Source organism: Nocardiopsis listeri (genome assembly GCF_020741345.1).
GTDB lineage: Bacteria > Actinomycetota > Actinomycetes > Streptosporangiales > Streptosporangiaceae > Nocardiopsis > Nocardiopsis listeri_A.
Genome location: NZ_DYZD01000445.1, coordinates 1 through 16262 on the forward strand (window position 1 = coordinate 1; position 16262 = coordinate 16262).

Annotated in this window: 14 protein-coding genes; 3 read left to right on the forward strand and 11 right to left on the reverse strand. The window is 68.1% G+C overall.

Translation table 11 applies throughout. The annotated features are described in order from the left end of the window. Positions 1-560 precede the first annotated feature (560 nt). The 3 genes from K8V84_RS23955 (at position 561) to K8V84_RS23965 (ending at position 4409) form a co-directional block, all read left to right on the forward strand. Positions 561-1559 carry a hypothetical protein gene (locus tag K8V84_RS23955; protein ID WP_304078852.1) on the forward strand — a complete coding sequence of 333 codons (999 nt, stop codon included), beginning with the start codon at positions 561-563 and terminating at the stop codon, positions 1557-1559. A gap of 515 nt (positions 1560-2074) precedes the next feature. Then, the gene (locus tag K8V84_RS23960) at positions 2075-3985 is read left to right on the forward strand and encodes a BTAD domain-containing putative transcriptional regulator (RefSeq protein WP_304078854.1); all 1911 of its coding nucleotides are present in this window, start codon (positions 2075-2077) and stop codon (positions 3983-3985) included. A 16-nt stretch (positions 3986-4001) separates the two neighbouring features. Further along, positions 4002-4409: a DUF1707 domain-containing protein gene (locus tag K8V84_RS23965; RefSeq protein ID WP_304078855.1), complete on the forward strand. Its 408-nt coding sequence runs from the start codon at positions 4002-4004 to the stop codon at positions 4407-4409. Positions 4410-4431: 22 nt separating this feature from the next. Here K8V84_RS23965 and K8V84_RS23970 read toward each other — a convergent pair whose 3' ends face one another. The 11 genes from K8V84_RS23970 to K8V84_RS24020 all read right to left on the reverse strand — a co-directional run. Beyond that, on the reverse strand, positions 4432-6339 hold the full coding sequence (locus K8V84_RS23970; RefSeq protein ID WP_304078856.1) for a TOMM precursor leader peptide-binding protein: 1908 nt from the start codon (positions 6337-6339) through the stop codon (positions 4432-4434). Between the two features lie 132 nt (positions 6340-6471). Then, the gene (locus tag K8V84_RS23975) at positions 6472-6651 is read right to left on the reverse strand and encodes a thiazolylpeptide-type bacteriocin (RefSeq protein ID WP_067608804.1); all 180 of its coding nucleotides are present in this window, start codon (positions 6649-6651) and stop codon (positions 6472-6474) included. Between the two features lie 32 nt (positions 6652-6683). Then, the gene (locus K8V84_RS23980) at positions 6684-6860 is read right to left on the reverse strand and encodes a thiazolylpeptide-type bacteriocin (protein ID WP_067608776.1); all 177 of its coding nucleotides are present in this window, start codon (positions 6858-6860) and stop codon (positions 6684-6686) included. Positions 6861-6876: 16 nt separating this feature from the next. Then, on the reverse strand, positions 6877-7062 hold the full coding sequence (locus K8V84_RS23985) for a lantibiotic protein (RefSeq protein ID WP_067608779.1): 186 nt from the start codon (positions 7060-7062) through the stop codon (positions 6877-6879). Between the two features lie 135 nt (positions 7063-7197). Continuing rightward, the gene (locus tag K8V84_RS23990; protein ID WP_304078858.1) at positions 7198-7950 is read right to left on the reverse strand and encodes an ABC transporter permease; all 753 of its coding nucleotides are present in this window, start codon (positions 7948-7950) and stop codon (positions 7198-7200) included. Then, complete coding sequence (locus K8V84_RS23995; protein ID WP_304078860.1) at positions 7947-8870, reverse strand: ABC transporter ATP-binding protein; 924 nt, start codon at positions 8868-8870, stop codon at positions 7947-7949. The genes K8V84_RS23990 and K8V84_RS23995 overlap by 4 nt, the downstream gene beginning before the upstream one ends. Continuing rightward, the gene (locus tag K8V84_RS24000; RefSeq protein ID WP_304078862.1) at positions 8867-10153 is read right to left on the reverse strand and encodes a hypothetical protein; all 1287 of its coding nucleotides are present in this window, start codon (positions 10151-10153) and stop codon (positions 8867-8869) included. Before K8V84_RS24000 ends, K8V84_RS23995 begins: the two co-directional genes overlap by 4 nt. Then, complete coding sequence (locus K8V84_RS24005) at positions 10150-11226, reverse strand: thiopeptide-type bacteriocin biosynthesis protein (RefSeq protein ID WP_304078863.1); 1077 nt, start codon at positions 11224-11226, stop codon at positions 10150-10152. Before K8V84_RS24005 ends, K8V84_RS24000 begins: the two co-directional genes overlap by 4 nt. A gap of 3 nt (positions 11227-11229) precedes the next feature. Next, complete coding sequence (locus tag K8V84_RS24010; RefSeq protein ID WP_304078865.1) at positions 11230-14004, reverse strand: lantibiotic dehydratase; 2775 nt, start codon at positions 14002-14004, stop codon at positions 11230-11232. A gap of 22 nt (positions 14005-14026) precedes the next feature. Further along, positions 14027-15583 (reverse strand): SagB family peptide dehydrogenase, encoded by a 1557-nt coding sequence (locus K8V84_RS24015; RefSeq protein WP_304078867.1) that lies wholly within the window; start codon positions 15581-15583, stop codon positions 14027-14029. Positions 15584-15630: 47 nt separating this feature from the next. After that, positions 15631-16262 (reverse strand): YcaO-like family protein (locus tag K8V84_RS24020; RefSeq protein WP_304078869.1); only part of this gene is annotated, 632 nt, incomplete at its 5' end.

Consider the following 16262-nt stretch of genomic DNA (forward strand, 5'->3'; position numbering starts at 1 on the left):
ATTGTAGACCTACCCGCCAGTTTATTCAACCCATTTCCGGGGCGAAGGGCGCGCCTAGCATAGAATGGCGGACATTCTTGGTTATCCACAACCCCTTTTTATCGACCACCGGTGCCGGCCACCGCAGGGACGCGACCCACCACCCCCACCGCCTGTAGCGGGTACTTCGTTACCCCACCCGTCACGTCGTGGCGACGCGGCCAACGATGACACCAGAGGGAGAGGCAGGGATCCGGCCGGCCACGGCCGGACCGGGCGAAGCCCGGGGCCCAAAGGGCCCGAAGGGCCGTTAGGCACCCCGACCGCTCTTCCCCCTTCCCCTTGGAATCACTCATCTAGGGTGCCGGCCCCCTGGTCGAGTCCGAACGAGCACCCTGAAAGGTCCAGGGTTTCCTGTCGAATGGGTGACGGTTTCCTGACGGCGCACGGCAGGGGGGCTTGTCCGAGGGCCGAGAGGATTGTAGGTTTCCTCCACCTTCACTGGAATAAACGAAAACTACTTCCCGTGACCTCGGTGGTAGAACCGCACACCCTCGAACCCGCTCAAGAGGTGGACCCCCATGAACTCCCCCCTGCTCAAACGCGCCCTGAGCGGCCTGGCCGCGGCGGCGTTCCTCGCGCTCACGCCCCAGGTCGCCATGGCCGACACCGAATTCGTCCCCACGCCCGCGGACACACCCGCCGAGCGCGAGGCCGCCGACCGGCAGGCCCTGGAGGACAAGCTCGAAGCCGTCTCCATCCCGACCGGACCGCTGACCTTCGGTGCCGAGCCCCTGGCCGCGGCCCAGAGCGCCGCGGAGAGCGCGGCGGCCGGTGCGTCCTGCACCATCTCGGCCGAGGAGGCCACCGCGATGGCATTGGCCCCGGTCTGGCCCGAGGTGTCCGGCGGTTCCTCCGAGCCGCCCTCGCCGATGACCCTCTCCCGGTACGACAACCAGTCCGGTCTCTACGACCCCGCCGGGCGTGACGGCCTGTTCTTCAACCCGGGCGTCGGCCTGTGGCAGATGGACTCGGCAGGGCTGGGCACCGACAACACCGCCGGTGAGGCCATCGACTCGGTGTGGGTCTCCGACTTCGTGGTGCCCTACATCGTGGACAAGTACTGCGGCGCCATCAACGGCGGGTCGGCCGCGCCGGCCGCGCGGGCGACGGCGTGGTCCGACTGGAACGCCTGTTCCGCGGGTGACTGCGACACCGTCTACTGGCGCGCGTACAACGATGGCATCGGCGCGGAGCCGACCGTGGACCGCTACGGCGGCGGTCAGGCGCGGACCTGCTCCTACGAGGGCTCTTCGTACGACTGCCTGTTCGTGGACGTGGCCAACGCCCAGGGCGCGGACTGGTGGGCGAACCCGGGTAGCGGCCAGTCGCCGGTGCCGCACCCGTTCTACGTGCTCAGGGTCGGTGACAACGAGGTCCGGGTGTGGTTGGCGCAGGACTCGGGGCACGGGGTGGACGTGACGGTCACCCGCCCGTTCGGCGGCAACGCCCGTGACGCCCTGTCCTGGACCGATGGACGGGGACTGTGCGACACGACCGAGGGTCGCGGCGCCTGCTGAGGCACTCACTCCAGGGGCGGGACGGATCGGCCGTCCCGCCCCGCGCCGTATCGGACGCGACACGTCGATGGGAGGAAGCGTCCGCCCATCCCGCCGGTCGAATAGGAGGCGAATGGGGCCGCACCTCCGACACCACTTCCAACCGAAGTCACTTAACGCCACAGGAAAGACACGCAAAGGACCGACCGACCGGGCGTTCGTGCGCATTTCGACGCTCTCGTGTGACTTCTGGAGAAACACGGTTAAGAGGCGAACAGGTGGATAAGATTCCTAGTGTTCTACCTGCGCAAGCAGACCTTTCGGCGGACACCGAGGGGCACGGTAAAAAGGATCACCATTGACATGAACTAAATGGATGAACAACTCTGCGTTTCATATTCGAATAAGGCGCCGAGGGCCGGCCCCGACGCCGGCCACGACCATTGCCTCCTCACCGGAAGCGACACAAAAGTTACTGTGCGCACGGGACCCGCAGAAAAATCCCCCACACTCACAAGGCACGGTGTCACTTCAGTATGAAGTACAGATTCGAAATACTCGGTCCCGCCACCATCGTCTCCGACGGCGAGGACGCCGTCCTTCCCTCCACCAAACCGAGTGCGATCCTCGTCTGCCTCCTCATCAAGTGCAACTCGTTCGTCTCCCTCGAATACCTGAAGTACGCGCTGTGGGGAGAGCACCCACCGCCCAACGCGGACGTGACCCTGCCGACGTACATCCTCCGGCTGCGGCGCCTGCTCCGTAAGTACGACAGCGAGGCCGACCCCATCAACACCATGTCCCGGGGTTACCGCATCACCTTTCCCCCCAACAGTGACTCGCTCGACCTGCTGATGTTCCAGCGGCTCCTCGACAAGGCCACCCACTATCGCTCGTCCGGGGCGTTGGAGAACGAGCGCTCGGCCCTGCAGCGGGCGGAGAAGCTGTGGAAGGGCCCGGCCCTGTCCAACATCCCGTCGGACATGCTGCACCGGGAGGAGACCCCCAGGCTGAACGACCAGTGGTTCGACGTGCTGGAGCGCCGTTTCACCATCGATCTCTCACTGGGCGACATCGACGGCCTGGCCCCCCAGATCAGGCAGGCCATCACGCACAGACCCGAACGCGAGCGCTACTGGGAACAGCTCATCGAGACGCTCCACCGGATCGGACGGACCACCGAGGCACTGAACGAGTACCGCAAGGTCCACGCCTACCTGACGAGCGAACTCGGGATCGAGCCCCGCGCGAGCCTGCAACGTCTGCACCTGGAGGTGCTACGACAGGCCGAACTCTCACCGGGCCGGGAGCCGCTCGCCTTTGAGAGGTCCGCTCCCGTCCGCGGGGTGCGGCCCGGACCCCCTTCCGGCGTCTCCGGAGAGGAACCTCCGGGTGGGCCGAAGGCGTACAAGGCCGTGCCCTACCTACCGCTGTCCCAGGACTTCGTCGGAAGGAGCCCGATCACCGAGTCCCTCGTGGACGAGATCAAGGGGTCGGACATCCCGATCGCGGTCATCTCCGGTCCGCCCGCGGCGGGGAAGACGGAGATCGCGTTCCAGGCCGCACGTCAGTGCACGGACGAATTCGCGGGAGGTGTCCACATCGCACAGCTCCTCCGGCCGGACGGTGTTCCTCGGGAGAGGGAGGAGGTCCTGCACGAACTCCTCCTCCAGGCCGGTGCCGAGCCGCCCGCCCAGGAGAGCCTCCCCACCGACGCCGAGGAGCGGCAGGCACGACTCCTGCGTTCCTGGCGATCCACCCTGGCGGACCGCCCCTGTCTCATCGTCGTCGACGGGGCCAAGAACTCCGCCGATTGCCTCCCCTTCCTGCCCCGCTCCCCCGAATCCCGTGTGGTCGTCACCAGCCGCAGCACCCTTCCCCGGTTGATCGCGTTCCACGGGGCCCGCACCCACGTCGTCCCCCCGCTGAGCCGGTACCACTCGGTGCAGCTGCTCACCCGGATCCTCGGGGACGAGGCGGAGGGGAAGTGCCACGAGGTCCTGCAACGGATCTGCGACGTCTGCGGCGGCCTGCCCGGCGCCCTCCGGCTGGCCGGGGCGAAGTACCTGTCCACCCCGCACCTGACTTTGGCGCAGTTCGCGACCCTCTTGGAGGCGTCCCCCCTCGACCAGCTCTCGGCCGCGTCGGAGTCGGAGTTCTCGCTGCGCGAGCAGCTGTACCGCTGCTACGAGGACATGAGCGAGACGGCTCGGCGGATCTTCCTGGAACTGACGTCGTCGAACCAGCAGGGCCTGCCGGTGACGGACCTGTTCGCGAGCTTCTCCGGCACGCCGAACGAATTCGACCAGGCGCTGGCGGAGCTGTACAACGCCTCCCTGATACACCACTACGGGGCCGGGCGCATCGGGGTTCTCCGGTTGCTGAAAGACATAGCCACCCACCGCGTGGACAGGCTCACCGAAGCACTGGTATCCAATGAGAAATAAAAAAGGAGAACAGTACGTGCCAAAGAACGTTCCGGAGCAGCGGCAGCTCGCTTCGGACAAAGAGCGTGAGGACACCGCGGCCTCTCTGCGGACCGCCTTCGAGGAAGGAAGGTTGGATCAGGAGGAACACGAGAGGAGGGTCGGTGTCGCTCTCAGCGCGAAGACCCACGGAGAGCTGAGAACCCTTCTCGACGACCTACCCGCGAACACGGAACGGACGGAGAAGGGCACCGTTTCGGCCCAGGGAAAACCCGGGATGAGCCCGCTGGCGGTCTGGGGGATATTCGCCGCCGTCACGTTCGTGGTCTGGGCCGTTCCGGCGCTGATCATGGGTTATCCGATGGGTCTGCTCGGATGGGCCGCGTTCTGTGGTTTCTGGGGGATCCCCGCCTTCGTCGTGACGGCTACGCGCCGCCGGAAATAGGACCCCCGTCCGAATCCATGGCTCAGGGGAAGGGGTGCGGGACCGGGTTGGGCACTTCGGCCCCGGCCCGTCCCGTCCGTCCCGCCGTGCGTTCCACCAGATCGTGGAACCGTCGCATCGTCAGGACCCGCTGCTTGTCCCATCCGAAGTCGATGGGCGCCAGGCCGGGAGCGATGACGCAGACGTTGGCGAGACCGACGGAAGCCTGTTCCGGTGACGTCTGGTCGACGGCGATCACGTCGAATCCCGCGTCCTTCATCACCGACACACAGAACCGCAGGTCCTCCAGCAGGTCCATCGTGCGTGGCCGGTCTCGCTCCCAGTCCCGGTACAGGTCCCCGATCGGCGCGGGCCGGGTGTCCCTGAGCAGGAATTCCGCCTTGGGAGACATCTCGGGGAGGGCGAACAGCAAGGGGTGGTCCTTGAGCTCCCGCACCAGGTGGTAGTCCTCCGCCATCGCCGCCAGTTCCCCACCGCGCTTGCCGGCTCGCATGGCCAGTGAGGGGATGTAGGTCGCGATCTCCGACAGGGCGGAGTGGACGGCGCCCTCGGGGTCCATGGCCGAACCCGCGGCGAAGCAGAGATTGCCCGGCCCGCCGTCCCGCCGGATGCCCACGGCGTTGACCACCGGGAACGGCAGGTCGATCCTGTTGTCGAAGAGTCGGACGTCGTATCCGTGCAGGCGGATGCGATCCACCATGTGACGTGTCCGCGGTGAGCGCAACGAGTCCACGTCGATCTCCCGCAGCGGTAGGGCCCCGTACCAGCCCAGCACGAAGGCGTCCCTCTCCACCAGTTCGAGGAGGGCGTGCAGGATCGCCTCCTCCGGAACCCCGCCGACCGCGCAGCCGTTGGAGCACTCGTCCACGAACGCGCCGGGAGAGCCGTCCCGGACGTAGTAGACGAGCTGTTCGGGGACGAGGATCGGGCGGTCGTCACGGAGGGACCTGCCCCAGACCCAGGTCGTTTCCCGATCGGGGTCGAAGGGGACCAGACGCTCGGACGCGGTGTAGAGGGCGTCGTCGTAGGTCCCGCACTCCCGCGGATCCAGCACGTGCGTCCCCTCCTCCACGAACTCCCGATGGCTCCCGACCACCGGTTCCGCGTGTCTTCTCTGCTGGGTGCCCGCGTGCCGTTCGAGGCCTTCGAAGACCGCGGAGAACCGACTCTCGCGGTAGGAGTCGGTCTGTCCCGACCAGCCCACATCGAGCAGGCGTCCCCCCGCGGAGACCCGCATGTTCCCGGTCGCGGGGGCCATCGTCGGGGACGTCAGATCGAGGTGGAGTCCGTCCCCCAGAACACCGCACACGGGGTTGGCGAAGACGGCCGTGTCCGTGTCGTGGTCCTCCGCGGGGCGGAGGCGGAAACCGTCGGGATCCGGCTTGTGGCGTGGAACGAGAGGGGGGAGCCCGTACTCGGCGGTGGCCGGGACGGGGACCGTGCACCGTGGGCATCCGGCGTCGGCCAGCAGGGGGAAGGACCGTACGGTGAGGGAGGCCAGGGAGAGTTCGACCACCTCGGCGATCCGGGGTCTTCCGGAGTCGGGGCGGAACCCGTCGACCGCGTCCGTGTACAGGTGGTGGACGGCGTCGACCGCGAAGTCGGTGAGGTAGGGCGCGGAGAAACCTCCGAGGAAGCTCCCTCCGGACTCCAGCACCGTCCGCTCGGCGGGAGGTCGGATCCTCTGCCAACGGGAGGCGAGGCAGTTCGTGCAGGGTCCGTCCGCTCCGCCGCCCACCGGTCCGATCAGGACCGACCGGGGGGTGAGGAAGATCCCGGGGCCATCGCCGCCGCTGTCGCCTCCCGTCGCGTCGAGCATTCCGAGCAGGCGGACCCGAGGGCGCAGGACCTCGGGGCGCCCCTCCGCGGACCAGCACCGGTTCAGTCCGTCCTGAAGCTGCGTTCCGCTCTGGTTCGCGGCCGATCCCATGTCGTGCACCTACTCCTCGGTCGGGATGGGGGGTTCGCCCGTGACGGGTGTCGTCGCCGTGCCGACCCGAGGGCCGACACGGCGACGAACTCTACGGGCCGAAGCGCTGGCGAAGGCCCTGAAAGGCACTGATCAGGCGCAGCTGCTCGCCGTGCTGGTGCAGCTCGTGCAGCTGGAGCAGCAGCTCGTGCTGCTGGTGGAGGTGGTGCCCGAGAGCATCTCCTCGGGGGAGTCGGCGAAGTCGAGGACCTCGAAGGTCTCCGACTCCAACTGCTCCAGCTCGTGACGCAGGGAGGTGAACGTGTTGCTCATGGCCACTCTTCTCTTCATTCCGTAAGGGGGGATCAGAACGAGGCGCAGCTGGTGCAGCTCGTGCAGCTGCTGCAGGTGCTGGTACTGCTGGTGGAGGTGGTGCCCGCGAGCATCTCCTCGGGGGAGTCGACGAAGTCGAGGACCTCGAAGGTCTCCGACTCCAACTGCTCCAGCTCGTGACGCAGCCCTTGGATATTGCCGATCGTCATCGTTGGCCCTTCCTCGTCAGCCGCCGGCGCAGCTGGTGCTGGAGCAGCTGCTGCTGGAGCAGCTGGAGCAGCAGCTCGTGGTGGAAGTGGTGCTGCCGAGCATCTCTTCGCGGGCCTCCACGAGGTCGAGGACCTCGAAGGTCTCCGACTCCAGGAGCTCGAGCTCCCCCTGAAGGTCGGACAATCCGGTTGATTTGCGCATAGGCTCTTCCTTCTCCTCCGCTCGTCGTCCGCGGGACCTCCGGCCCCCGGTGGGGCCGGTGCCACGGATCTCTACCGAGCATGTCGACGGGCACTTGCACTCTCCTGGCAGCGGCATTGCCCCGTCACCGGACGCTCACTTCTCCCCCTTCCTGAAGAAGAAGCCCGCGAGACCCGCCGTCACCACCGTGAACAACAGGAGCGCCAGGCAGGGGGCGACGAGTGCCTCCGGCCCCTCTCCCCTCACCAGGAGTGCCAGCATTCCGTCGTTCATGTGTCGCAGGGGGCTGGCCAGGGACAGCGTGTCCATCCAGGAGGGCGCGAAGTCCAGGGGGAAGAAGGTCCCCGAGAGGAACCCGAGGGGGAGGACCACCAGGTTGCAGGCCGCGGAGGCCGCCTGTTCGGTGCGAAACACCGCGCCGATGAGGATGCCCAGGGAGAAGAAGGAGAGCACCCCCAGGAGGAAGAGCGGTACCGCCATCCACCAGCCGCTCTCCAGGCGCAGCCCGAAGAACGGCAGGAACGCCACGGCGATGAACAGGGCGGCCTGGACGACGGCCACGACCACGGTCACCGTGAACCGCGACATCAGGATCGTCTGGGAGTTCACCGGTGCCAGCTGAAGACGCCGGAGGAGGCCGCTCTGCCGCCAGTTGACCAGTGTCAACGCGGAGGCGAAGACCGCGGACATGGCGATACCGAAGGAGAGGATGCCCGGCGCGATGTACTGAATCGGCTCCATGGTGCCCTCTCCCCCTTCCATGTCCTTGAAGAGGACCCCGAACAGGACCAGGAAGAAGAGGGGCAGGACGAACGTGAAGAAGAGGGACGCCCGGTCCCTGACGAAGCCTTTGGTGACGGCCACGGAGATCTGCTGAAAGGCGATCACGACCGGTACTCCCTTCCGGTGAGTTCGAGGAAGACGTCCTCCAGGGAGGCGGCACGGATCTGGAGGGATCCGGCGATCCCCTTCTCGGTGAGGGCCTGCATGAGGGGCCCCGGATCAGCGGCCCTGAAGCTCACTCGACCGTCCTCCTCCGTCACCTCCTCGACGCCGGGAAGCCTCCTGACGTCGTCGGGCCCGATCACGCTCGTGGGCAGTTCCATGCTCGTCGGCCGTCCCAGGCCACTGATGAGTTCGGTCGGTGTGTCCATCGCGATCACACCACCGCCGTCGAGGATCGCGATCCTGTCGCACAGGCGCTCGGCTTCCTCGATGTAGTGGGTGGTGTAGACGATCGTCTTGCCCTGTTCCTTGATCCCGCGCAGGACGTCCCACAGGTTGCGCCGCGCCTGCGGATCCAGGGAGGCCGTCGGTTCGTCCAGGAACAGGACCTCGGGGTCGTGCACCAGCGCGCACGCGATCGACAGTCTCTGCCGCTGCCCCCCGGAGAGCTTGTCCTCACGGGTCTCCGCCTGCTCGGTGAGCCCGACGAGGGCGAGCAGTTCTTCCGTCCGGGCCGTGTCGGCCCCGTAGAGCGCGCCGAAGGTGGTCAGTTGCTCGCGCGCCGTCAAGCGCTCGAAGAAGGCCGAGGACTGGAGCTGCACACCGATCCTCGTCAGCAACGAGGTGTTCCTCGGCCAAGGTGACAGTCCCAGAAGCGACACCGAACCGCCGTCCGGCCGCCGCAGGCCCTCGATCATCTCCAGTGTCGTGGTCTTGCCGGCACCGTTGGGGCCGAGAAGCCCGAAGAACTCCCCTTTGTGGACGGTGAACGACACGTCGTCCACGACGGCCTTGCCCCCGTAGGCCTTGGAAAGGCCTTGTACTACCAAGGCGACCTCTGCGTCGCCGGTCTCTTCCTTCATCTTCTCTCCTTGTTCGCGAACCGACGCCGCGTCTCGTGCTCCTCCTCGTGACCGCCCGGCGCGACCATGGCCCTCCCACGCCGCCGTACCGCGACGACGCGGTAGACGACGGTGATCAGTACGGCCGTGACGAGGAGGATCAGTACCGCCGCCAACGCCCCGTAGAGGTGCTCCAGCAGTGCGAACCACCACCCCGCCACCAGGAACGCGAGTGCCGTGTAGAAGACCGTCGCGAGCACGGCGTAGACGACGTAGGCGTTCCTGGCCCAGCGGGGAGGCCGGGACGCCGGGGCACCTCGGCGCAGGAGTCTCACCAACGAGGCCGCCGTGTAGGAGGCGGAATCCCGTGCGAGGTCCTCCGTGCCCAGGGCGTGGTTCAACATCGCGTAGCCGTCCAGACGCAGGAACGGCACGAAGTTGGCCAGCGCCGCAGCCGCCCCGAAGAGCAGCAGCGCCGAGGCGAGCGTGTGCGTGGCACCGCCATCGGGTGCCGCCAACCAGAGGGGCACCATCGGCGGCAGCGCCAGAAGACTGACGAACACCCCCGCGAAGGCGATGCGGACACGATGCCCTCCCGGGAGGAGCTGGATCTCCTCGACCGAGCAGTAGGGGGCCACGAGAGGGAAGCGCCACCGGATCCCGATCTCGCCCACCCTGGCCCCGAAGCGCTTCGCGGCGAGGCCGTGCCCCACCTCGTGCAGGGCGACGATGCCCCACAGGATCATCAGGGCGACGACGCCGATCCACGGTCGCTCCCACACCCCCGCGGCCGACCGGACCAGCGCCGGCAGGTTCCAGGCGATGACCGCGAGCGTGGCGACGACCACCGCCATCACGGTGACGGTGAACACCGGTGAGAACAACCAGGGCGTCCGCTCGGCCAGCCGCCCCAACCGCTCGTCGGGACGCAAGAGGGGCAACCGGGCGTGCAGTAGCGTGGCCGGCTTCGCGGCGACTGTGGTGGCCGGGCCCCGCTCGTCGGGGGCCATACCCGCCAGGAGACGTCGCCCGGCCAGCGTGGCCATGATGCCGCCCCAGGCGCGGTCGTCGAGGACCCGACCGAACTCGGCCCTGTACTCGGAGGAGACGTCGGCGAGACTGCGGTCACCGTCCAGCCTGGAGACGATGAAGTACTCACGCTCCCCCACCGTCATCAGTCGCCCCGACAGGGGGTCCTTGATGACGTGGACGTACTTGTCCCCCCGTAGCAGCGCGGGCCCCACGAGAAGGTCGTCGCGGATTCGCGGGCGCGCTGAGGCGGCGTCCGTCTCGGCGGAACTCACGGCGCCGGCTCCACGGCGTTCTCCCTGTCCGCGGACACCCGTTCGAGCAGGTAGGCCAGGTAGGCCTCGTCGACGATGGTCGCGCCCAGGCGGTTGTTGGTCATGTGCATGTAGGGCGACAGCAGGATGCGCAGCGCCTTGTCGGGGTCGGTCACCGCCTGGAACTCGTCGGCGGTACGCGAGTGTCGGAGCCGCTCGGGGTCCCACGCGGGGAAGAGCAGGTCACCCTTCTCCGAGAGGTCGACGACCCGTGCGCGCAGTTCCTGGCAGTGATCCGCCCAGGCCCGGGCGAACGAGCTCAGTCGGGCGGAGTCGTCTCCGCGGACCGCGGCCTCGATGTCGAAGAAGCGCTGGGAGAGCCGCTCCGACATTCGGCCGAAGTTCTCCTCGTACCTGTCCACGCTCGCCAGGTCGGTGATCTTGAAGGCGTGCTGCCAGAACTCGTGGTAACCGCGGTAGAAGGAGCGCAGTTCCGCGCGGTCGGGCAGGAAAGCGGTTCCCATGACCATCATCAGCTGGGAGGCGATACCGAGCAGGACCGTGCGCAGGTGCGTGTTCGCCTGGTCCACGATGCCCAACACCAGGTCGCTGGAGTGCTCGAAGTGCCACTCCGCGAGTTCGATGCCTCGCGGTCCCCCGTACTTGGCGTACTCCGGCTCGTAGGGGAGGTGGGCGAAGGAGTTGTTCTCCCGGAGCGGCATGGGGCCGTCGCTGCCGTAGCGTTCGACCCGCTCCTCCTCCGAGTACTCCAACCGGAACATGTCCTCGTACATCTCGAGCAGGAACTCGGAGTCGTAGTCGTACAGCGCCGGTCGCCGCTTCAGGTAAGCGGTGATGGCCTCCTCCACGGTGCGACGGACCTCATCGGCCAGTTCGGGCACGCGCGGTTTGACGCGGAACCGTACGTGCTGGCCTTCCAGCCAGTAGTTGATGAAGAAGAAGCGCTCCAGGAGATCGCGCTCACGGAGGTCTCGGACCAGGGGTCGGAGACACTCGGTCAGAACGGGGCGGGAGTCCGCCGCGTAGAAGATGTGGATGGCCATCCACTCGGCACCGCCGTCGGTCGATCTCATCGCTCACGCCTCGCCTTCTCGTCGGTGGGACCCGGCCCTGGGGGTCCTGGTGATCTCCACGGTCTGCTCGGTGACGTACGCGCCGTCCTCGCCTCGGAGCCACAGCTCGTCGGGGCCGGGAAGCATCTCGGTCATCACCACGCGCCGCTCCGCCCTGGTGGCCATGTGGTCCAGCGACTGCAGCGAGAAGAAGTTGTCGAAGTCCACGTACTGGGGTTTGGTCGGATGGGTCGGTCCGGTCTCCTCCGGTCCGTCGCCCCGGGCGCCCAGCACCGTGTCGACGGCGGCGAACACCCTCTTCGGAAGCCCGTTCTCCCGGCGCCAGCGCTGCCAGGACAGGAACCAATCCGCGTCGCCCTGTCCCTTCTCCCGGCGGGGCAGGTGCGAGGGCTTCATCTTCCAGGTGTGTCTGGCCAGCACGAGGTCGCGGTAGCGCACACGGGGATGGCCGCCGACGGACGAGTCGCCCAACGGGTCGTCCGTGCCCTGCCACAGGTCCAGCGGAGCCATCGCCGTCGGGGAGAACAGCAGCAGCGCCCGTTGCACCTCGGGGAGCGCCAGGGGCATGAGGAAGCCCAGGTAGACCGGGATCACGGTGCGGTCGAGGCGGGGGCAGTACAGGTGCAGCCCCTTCTCGGCGCTGTGCCGGATCCGGAGCTCCTCGACCCGGATGCACTCCGCCTCGGGACGTGAACTGGACTCGCCTGGACAGACGATCTCGAACTCGGTGACGGAGGGGTGCAGGTTGAGGTTGGTGCTGTCGTAGCCCCCCGTCAGCTCGGCGAGGACCGCGTCCTCGGGGCACACCCCGAGCAGGGTCTCGCGGAGCTCGTCGGCCAGGGCCGGATCCCGCGTTCGCTGGAAGCAGTGCAGGAAGCGCGAGTACAGCAGGGTCAGGCCGCTGTAGGAACGGTTGACCACCCCCAGCGTGCGATCCCCCTGCCGGGCGACCTGGAGGAAGAAGCTGCGCGAGTCGAGCCGGTGTACCGCCGCGGGCAGTTTCTCGGCCACGGCCGACATGAAGTCGTCGCCGAGCACGAGTTCCTCCGCTGAGGAGGGGAGCGCCGCGTACGCCTCCCGCATACGACCGATCAACTCGACACGGGCACCGTTGAGGGCGTCGATCTCCGGCATGCGCAGCCAGTTGTCCAGGGGGACGTACTCACCCTGCTCGTCGAAGTCCTTGCGGCGGGCGCCGGCCTGGAGGTACTGGTCGTAGATGTCCAGGTGGAACTCGTGGACGAACTTCAGGACGTCGTCGCACTCCCCGTCCTCTCCGTAGCGGGCACGGAAGAAGCCGAGCAGGATGAGCCGGTGCGGGAGCAGCATGTCGAACAGTGGCAGGATCCCCGACAGTTGCTGGAGGTCGTGCAGGATCGTGTCGTCCCAGAGGTCCTTGTCCGCGCGTACGTCGAGGTCCGGCAGGGAGACGTCCTCGTAGAGGACCCCGGGGGGAAGCTCCGCGGCGTCCGGGACGAGCGATACCAGGGCCCTGTTCAGCGCGGCGTGGACGGCGTCACGCAGTTCGCGCCGCTCGTCGGTGCCCGCCTCCGGGTAGGCCGTGGCGAGTTCGGCGACCCGGTCGAGTTCCCGCACGAGCGTGTCCGCCCAGGAACGGTCGAGCGCGGCCAGTCCCGTGCGGAAGGTCCGGAGCGGGTCGTCACTGTGGATGTCGATGTCCAGGCTCGGCAGCGTCAACAGGCTCAGCCTGATGAGGGCCTGGAGATAGGTGCGCAGTTCCTCGGGTTCTCGGCCCCCGATGGCGGCCAGTCTCTCCTGGAGTCCGCCCAACCTCATGCCGGGTTCCTCCTCCAGCAGGGCCATGATCTCGTTGAGCAGACCGCTGTTGGAGATGAAGAAGAGTTCCTCGCGCAGCGACTCGAAGACGGCGGGGTCCTCGGCGTCGCCGCTGAGCTTGGTCCTGCGCACGTAGCGAATGCGTTCACGGTCCAGGCTGTGTCCGGAGGACAGGGCCACGGGCAGGTCGGTGAGACGCCCCCAGTCCTCGCCGATGGCGGAGACGATCCTGCCGAGCGCCGCCATGTTCACCCTGACGTGGCTGTGTCCGCCCAACCCGTGCGGGTCGGCGGCCAGCGGCGTGCCCGCCAACGGCTCGAACCTTCCCGTCGCCACCCCGGTCAGTGTGCTGAAGGGGCTGGTCTTGCAGGCGGTGCGGAACACGTACTCCAGGAGGGAGCGCTCGATCTTGCGCGCACGCTTGGAGAGGGCGCCGGGAGCGGCGTCGAGGTAGGCGGGCAGGTAGCGCTCCAACGAGGGGGACGCGAGGAGGAGCCCGTGCCGGAGCCTGGGATCGTGCGCGAGTTCTCGCAGGTGGGAACGTTGTCCGGCCAGTTCCTCCGCGAGGAGTTCCCCGCCCTCGGCGAGTCGTCGTTCCAACTCCTCCCGGTCCTCGATCCAGTCGCCGATCGCCCGACGCACGTCCTCGGGCAGTCGCTCCGCCACCGGTGCGAGCCGGGCCCGGCCTCGGGGCACCCGGAAGTTGTAGACGTCCCTCCGGAGCGCCAGGAGCACCCGACGGGCCTCGTTGTCGTACTCGGTCACCAGGGGTTCGAGCGTGTCGCTGAGCTTCCGGGCGCGGTCCCTCAGCCCGGATTCGCTCGCCAGGACCGTGTCCGCCCAAGCCGCCGTCGTCTCGCAGACCAGTGGCCGCACCGCCGACCACGGCAGGCCACCGACCCTGAGCATGAACACGTCCGTGCTGATCCAGCCGTCGTCGGACAGCGGGCGTTCCGGTGCCACCGTCGCGTTCTCGGTCATCGTGCCTCCACCGTCGGTTTCTTCAGACATTTCGGTACACGAACTCCGGTTGACCGCCACGCTCGTGGCCGATCATGAGGATCAGCAGCGGCCACTCCTCCTCGTCCGTGATCCGCAGCTCCTCCCGGTACGAAACGTTGTCGAAACCGAGGGCGGCGCCACAGCCGACGTCGAGCGCCGCGCACGCCAGGTACACGCTCTGCGTGACCGCGCCGACCTCGGCGTTGACCAGGCGGTAGCCCCGGGGGCCCACCGCCCCGGTCACCGCCGTGGGGCGGGCGAGCACCGTGATCACGGCGGCGCACTGTTCGAGGTTGTAGTTGTTCAGGAAGTAGTTGCGCTGGAGGAACCCGGCGACGTCGTGCTCCCGAACGGGACGCAGTTCTCCGTCCTCCGCGGAGAAGTCGTAGCTCCCCTCGGCCAGGTCGGCGACGTGGTTGACGAACACGGAGACACGGCTGAGGCCGGTCTCGTCGAGCAGGGTCGAACCATCGCTCGCCGCCGTGAGGATCGCGGACAGGTCCCGCCGGGACAATGGCCGGTCCGCGCTGAACCTCCCGAAGCTGCTGCGCCGTTCCCGCAGCGCTTTGGTGACCGGTACGTCGAGCGGACTCGGGGCGGGCAGTCGCCGGGGCGCCGTGGTGGCGGCGGGGGGCAGGGCCCGAACGTCCGTGAGTGCGGCCTCGTCGGGTTCCTCCTGGGAGGAGCCGAGGATCTCCCTGTGGACCTCCAACACCTGGGGGAAACGGATGACCTCGCGCGACCGCTCCGACTCGGGGACCGTCACCGAGGGCCGCCCCTCCGGCACCCCTGTGGGTCGCCTATCGCCTCCGACCCAGGGCAGGGGGACGACGGCGAGCACGCTCTCGTCATCGGAGTCCAACCCCAAGAGCCCGTCCAGGGCCGACTCGTCGAACCAGAAGCGGGGTTCGAGGGCGAGACCGGCCGCTCCGGCCGCGATGCGCCACGAACCCAGCAGCGTCCCCACGTCCATGGTGACGGCGTGGTAGCAGAAGCTGTTGTACTTGAAGGAGTTCTTCCAGAACTTGACGCCGACCAACAGGTACTGGTCGGTGTCCCGGGCGTCCTCGGGCAGTGCCGCCCGCACGTGGGGGGTGACGTCTCCGGTGAGGAGCCTCCGCATGGCGTGGTGCGGAGTGCTGTAGTTGTAGATTCCGGGTGGCAGGGGACCGGAGGGGCCGCTGACCCAGTAGACCTCCAGTGGGTAGAGGCCGCCGCCGGAGGCCACCCCCCGCGACCACGTGGCCGACGGGAACCACGGCATCCCACGCAGGTCCGGGTTCCCGTGCACGGCGAGACGCCGTCCGGTCAGGCCATAGGAGTCCCGGAGCAGGGAGGAGAGCCGGGGCAGCGTCCACTCCCCCTCACCCTCGGTACGCAGACCGTCGTGGAGGCTCCCAGGCAGGGGGTCGGACGAGGGCAGCGGGTGCAGCGAGGCCCCGGGGTAGTACTTGTGCCGGCGGGGCTGGTCGCCCCAGTCGGGTTCGAACCCCCGTGGCTCCATCGGTTCCCTCGCCCGACGCACGATGGCGTCGATGTAGGTGTCCACGGCTGTCATGACAGGCTCCTCCTGGCTGCGTACACGGGGGCGGCGCCGCGTGCGGGTCACGGGAACGGATGGGGGACGGCGGCCGCCAGGGCCTCGTCGACACGGGACCGACTCCAGCCCAGACCGTGCGCGACCAGGCCGATCCTCGGCATGAGGAGTGCGCGCTGCCGGTCCCAGCCGAAGTCGATGGGCAAGAGTCCGGGCGTCAGCACGCACACCGTGTGCACGCCGCTCCGGAGCTGTTCGGGGGACGTCTGGTCCACCACCACGCAGTCGATGCCCGAACGGGCGAGTTCGCTCCGGCAGTAGCGCAGGTCGTCGGTGAGGTCGTCGTGGTACGGGCGGTCCCGGTACCACTCTCGATAGACCCGGTCCGCGGGAACGGTCGATCCGAGCGCGGCACCGTGGGGACCCAGGATGTGGTCGGCGTGGTGACGCATCTCGGGCAGCCCGTACAGGCGCGGATGGTCCGCCAGCTCCCGAACGAGCCTGAAGTCGTCGGCCATCGCGAGCAGTCGTTCCCGCGAGTGCGTGGCGTAGGCCTCGGCGTTGGGGACCTCGAAGGCCACCTCGCGCAGTGCCGAGTTCGCCGCCTCCTCCGGGTCCAGGCTCGCCCCCGCACCGAAGCAGAGGGTGCCCGGGCCACCGTCCTTGCGTTCGGCCACGACGATCACCACGGGGACGGCAA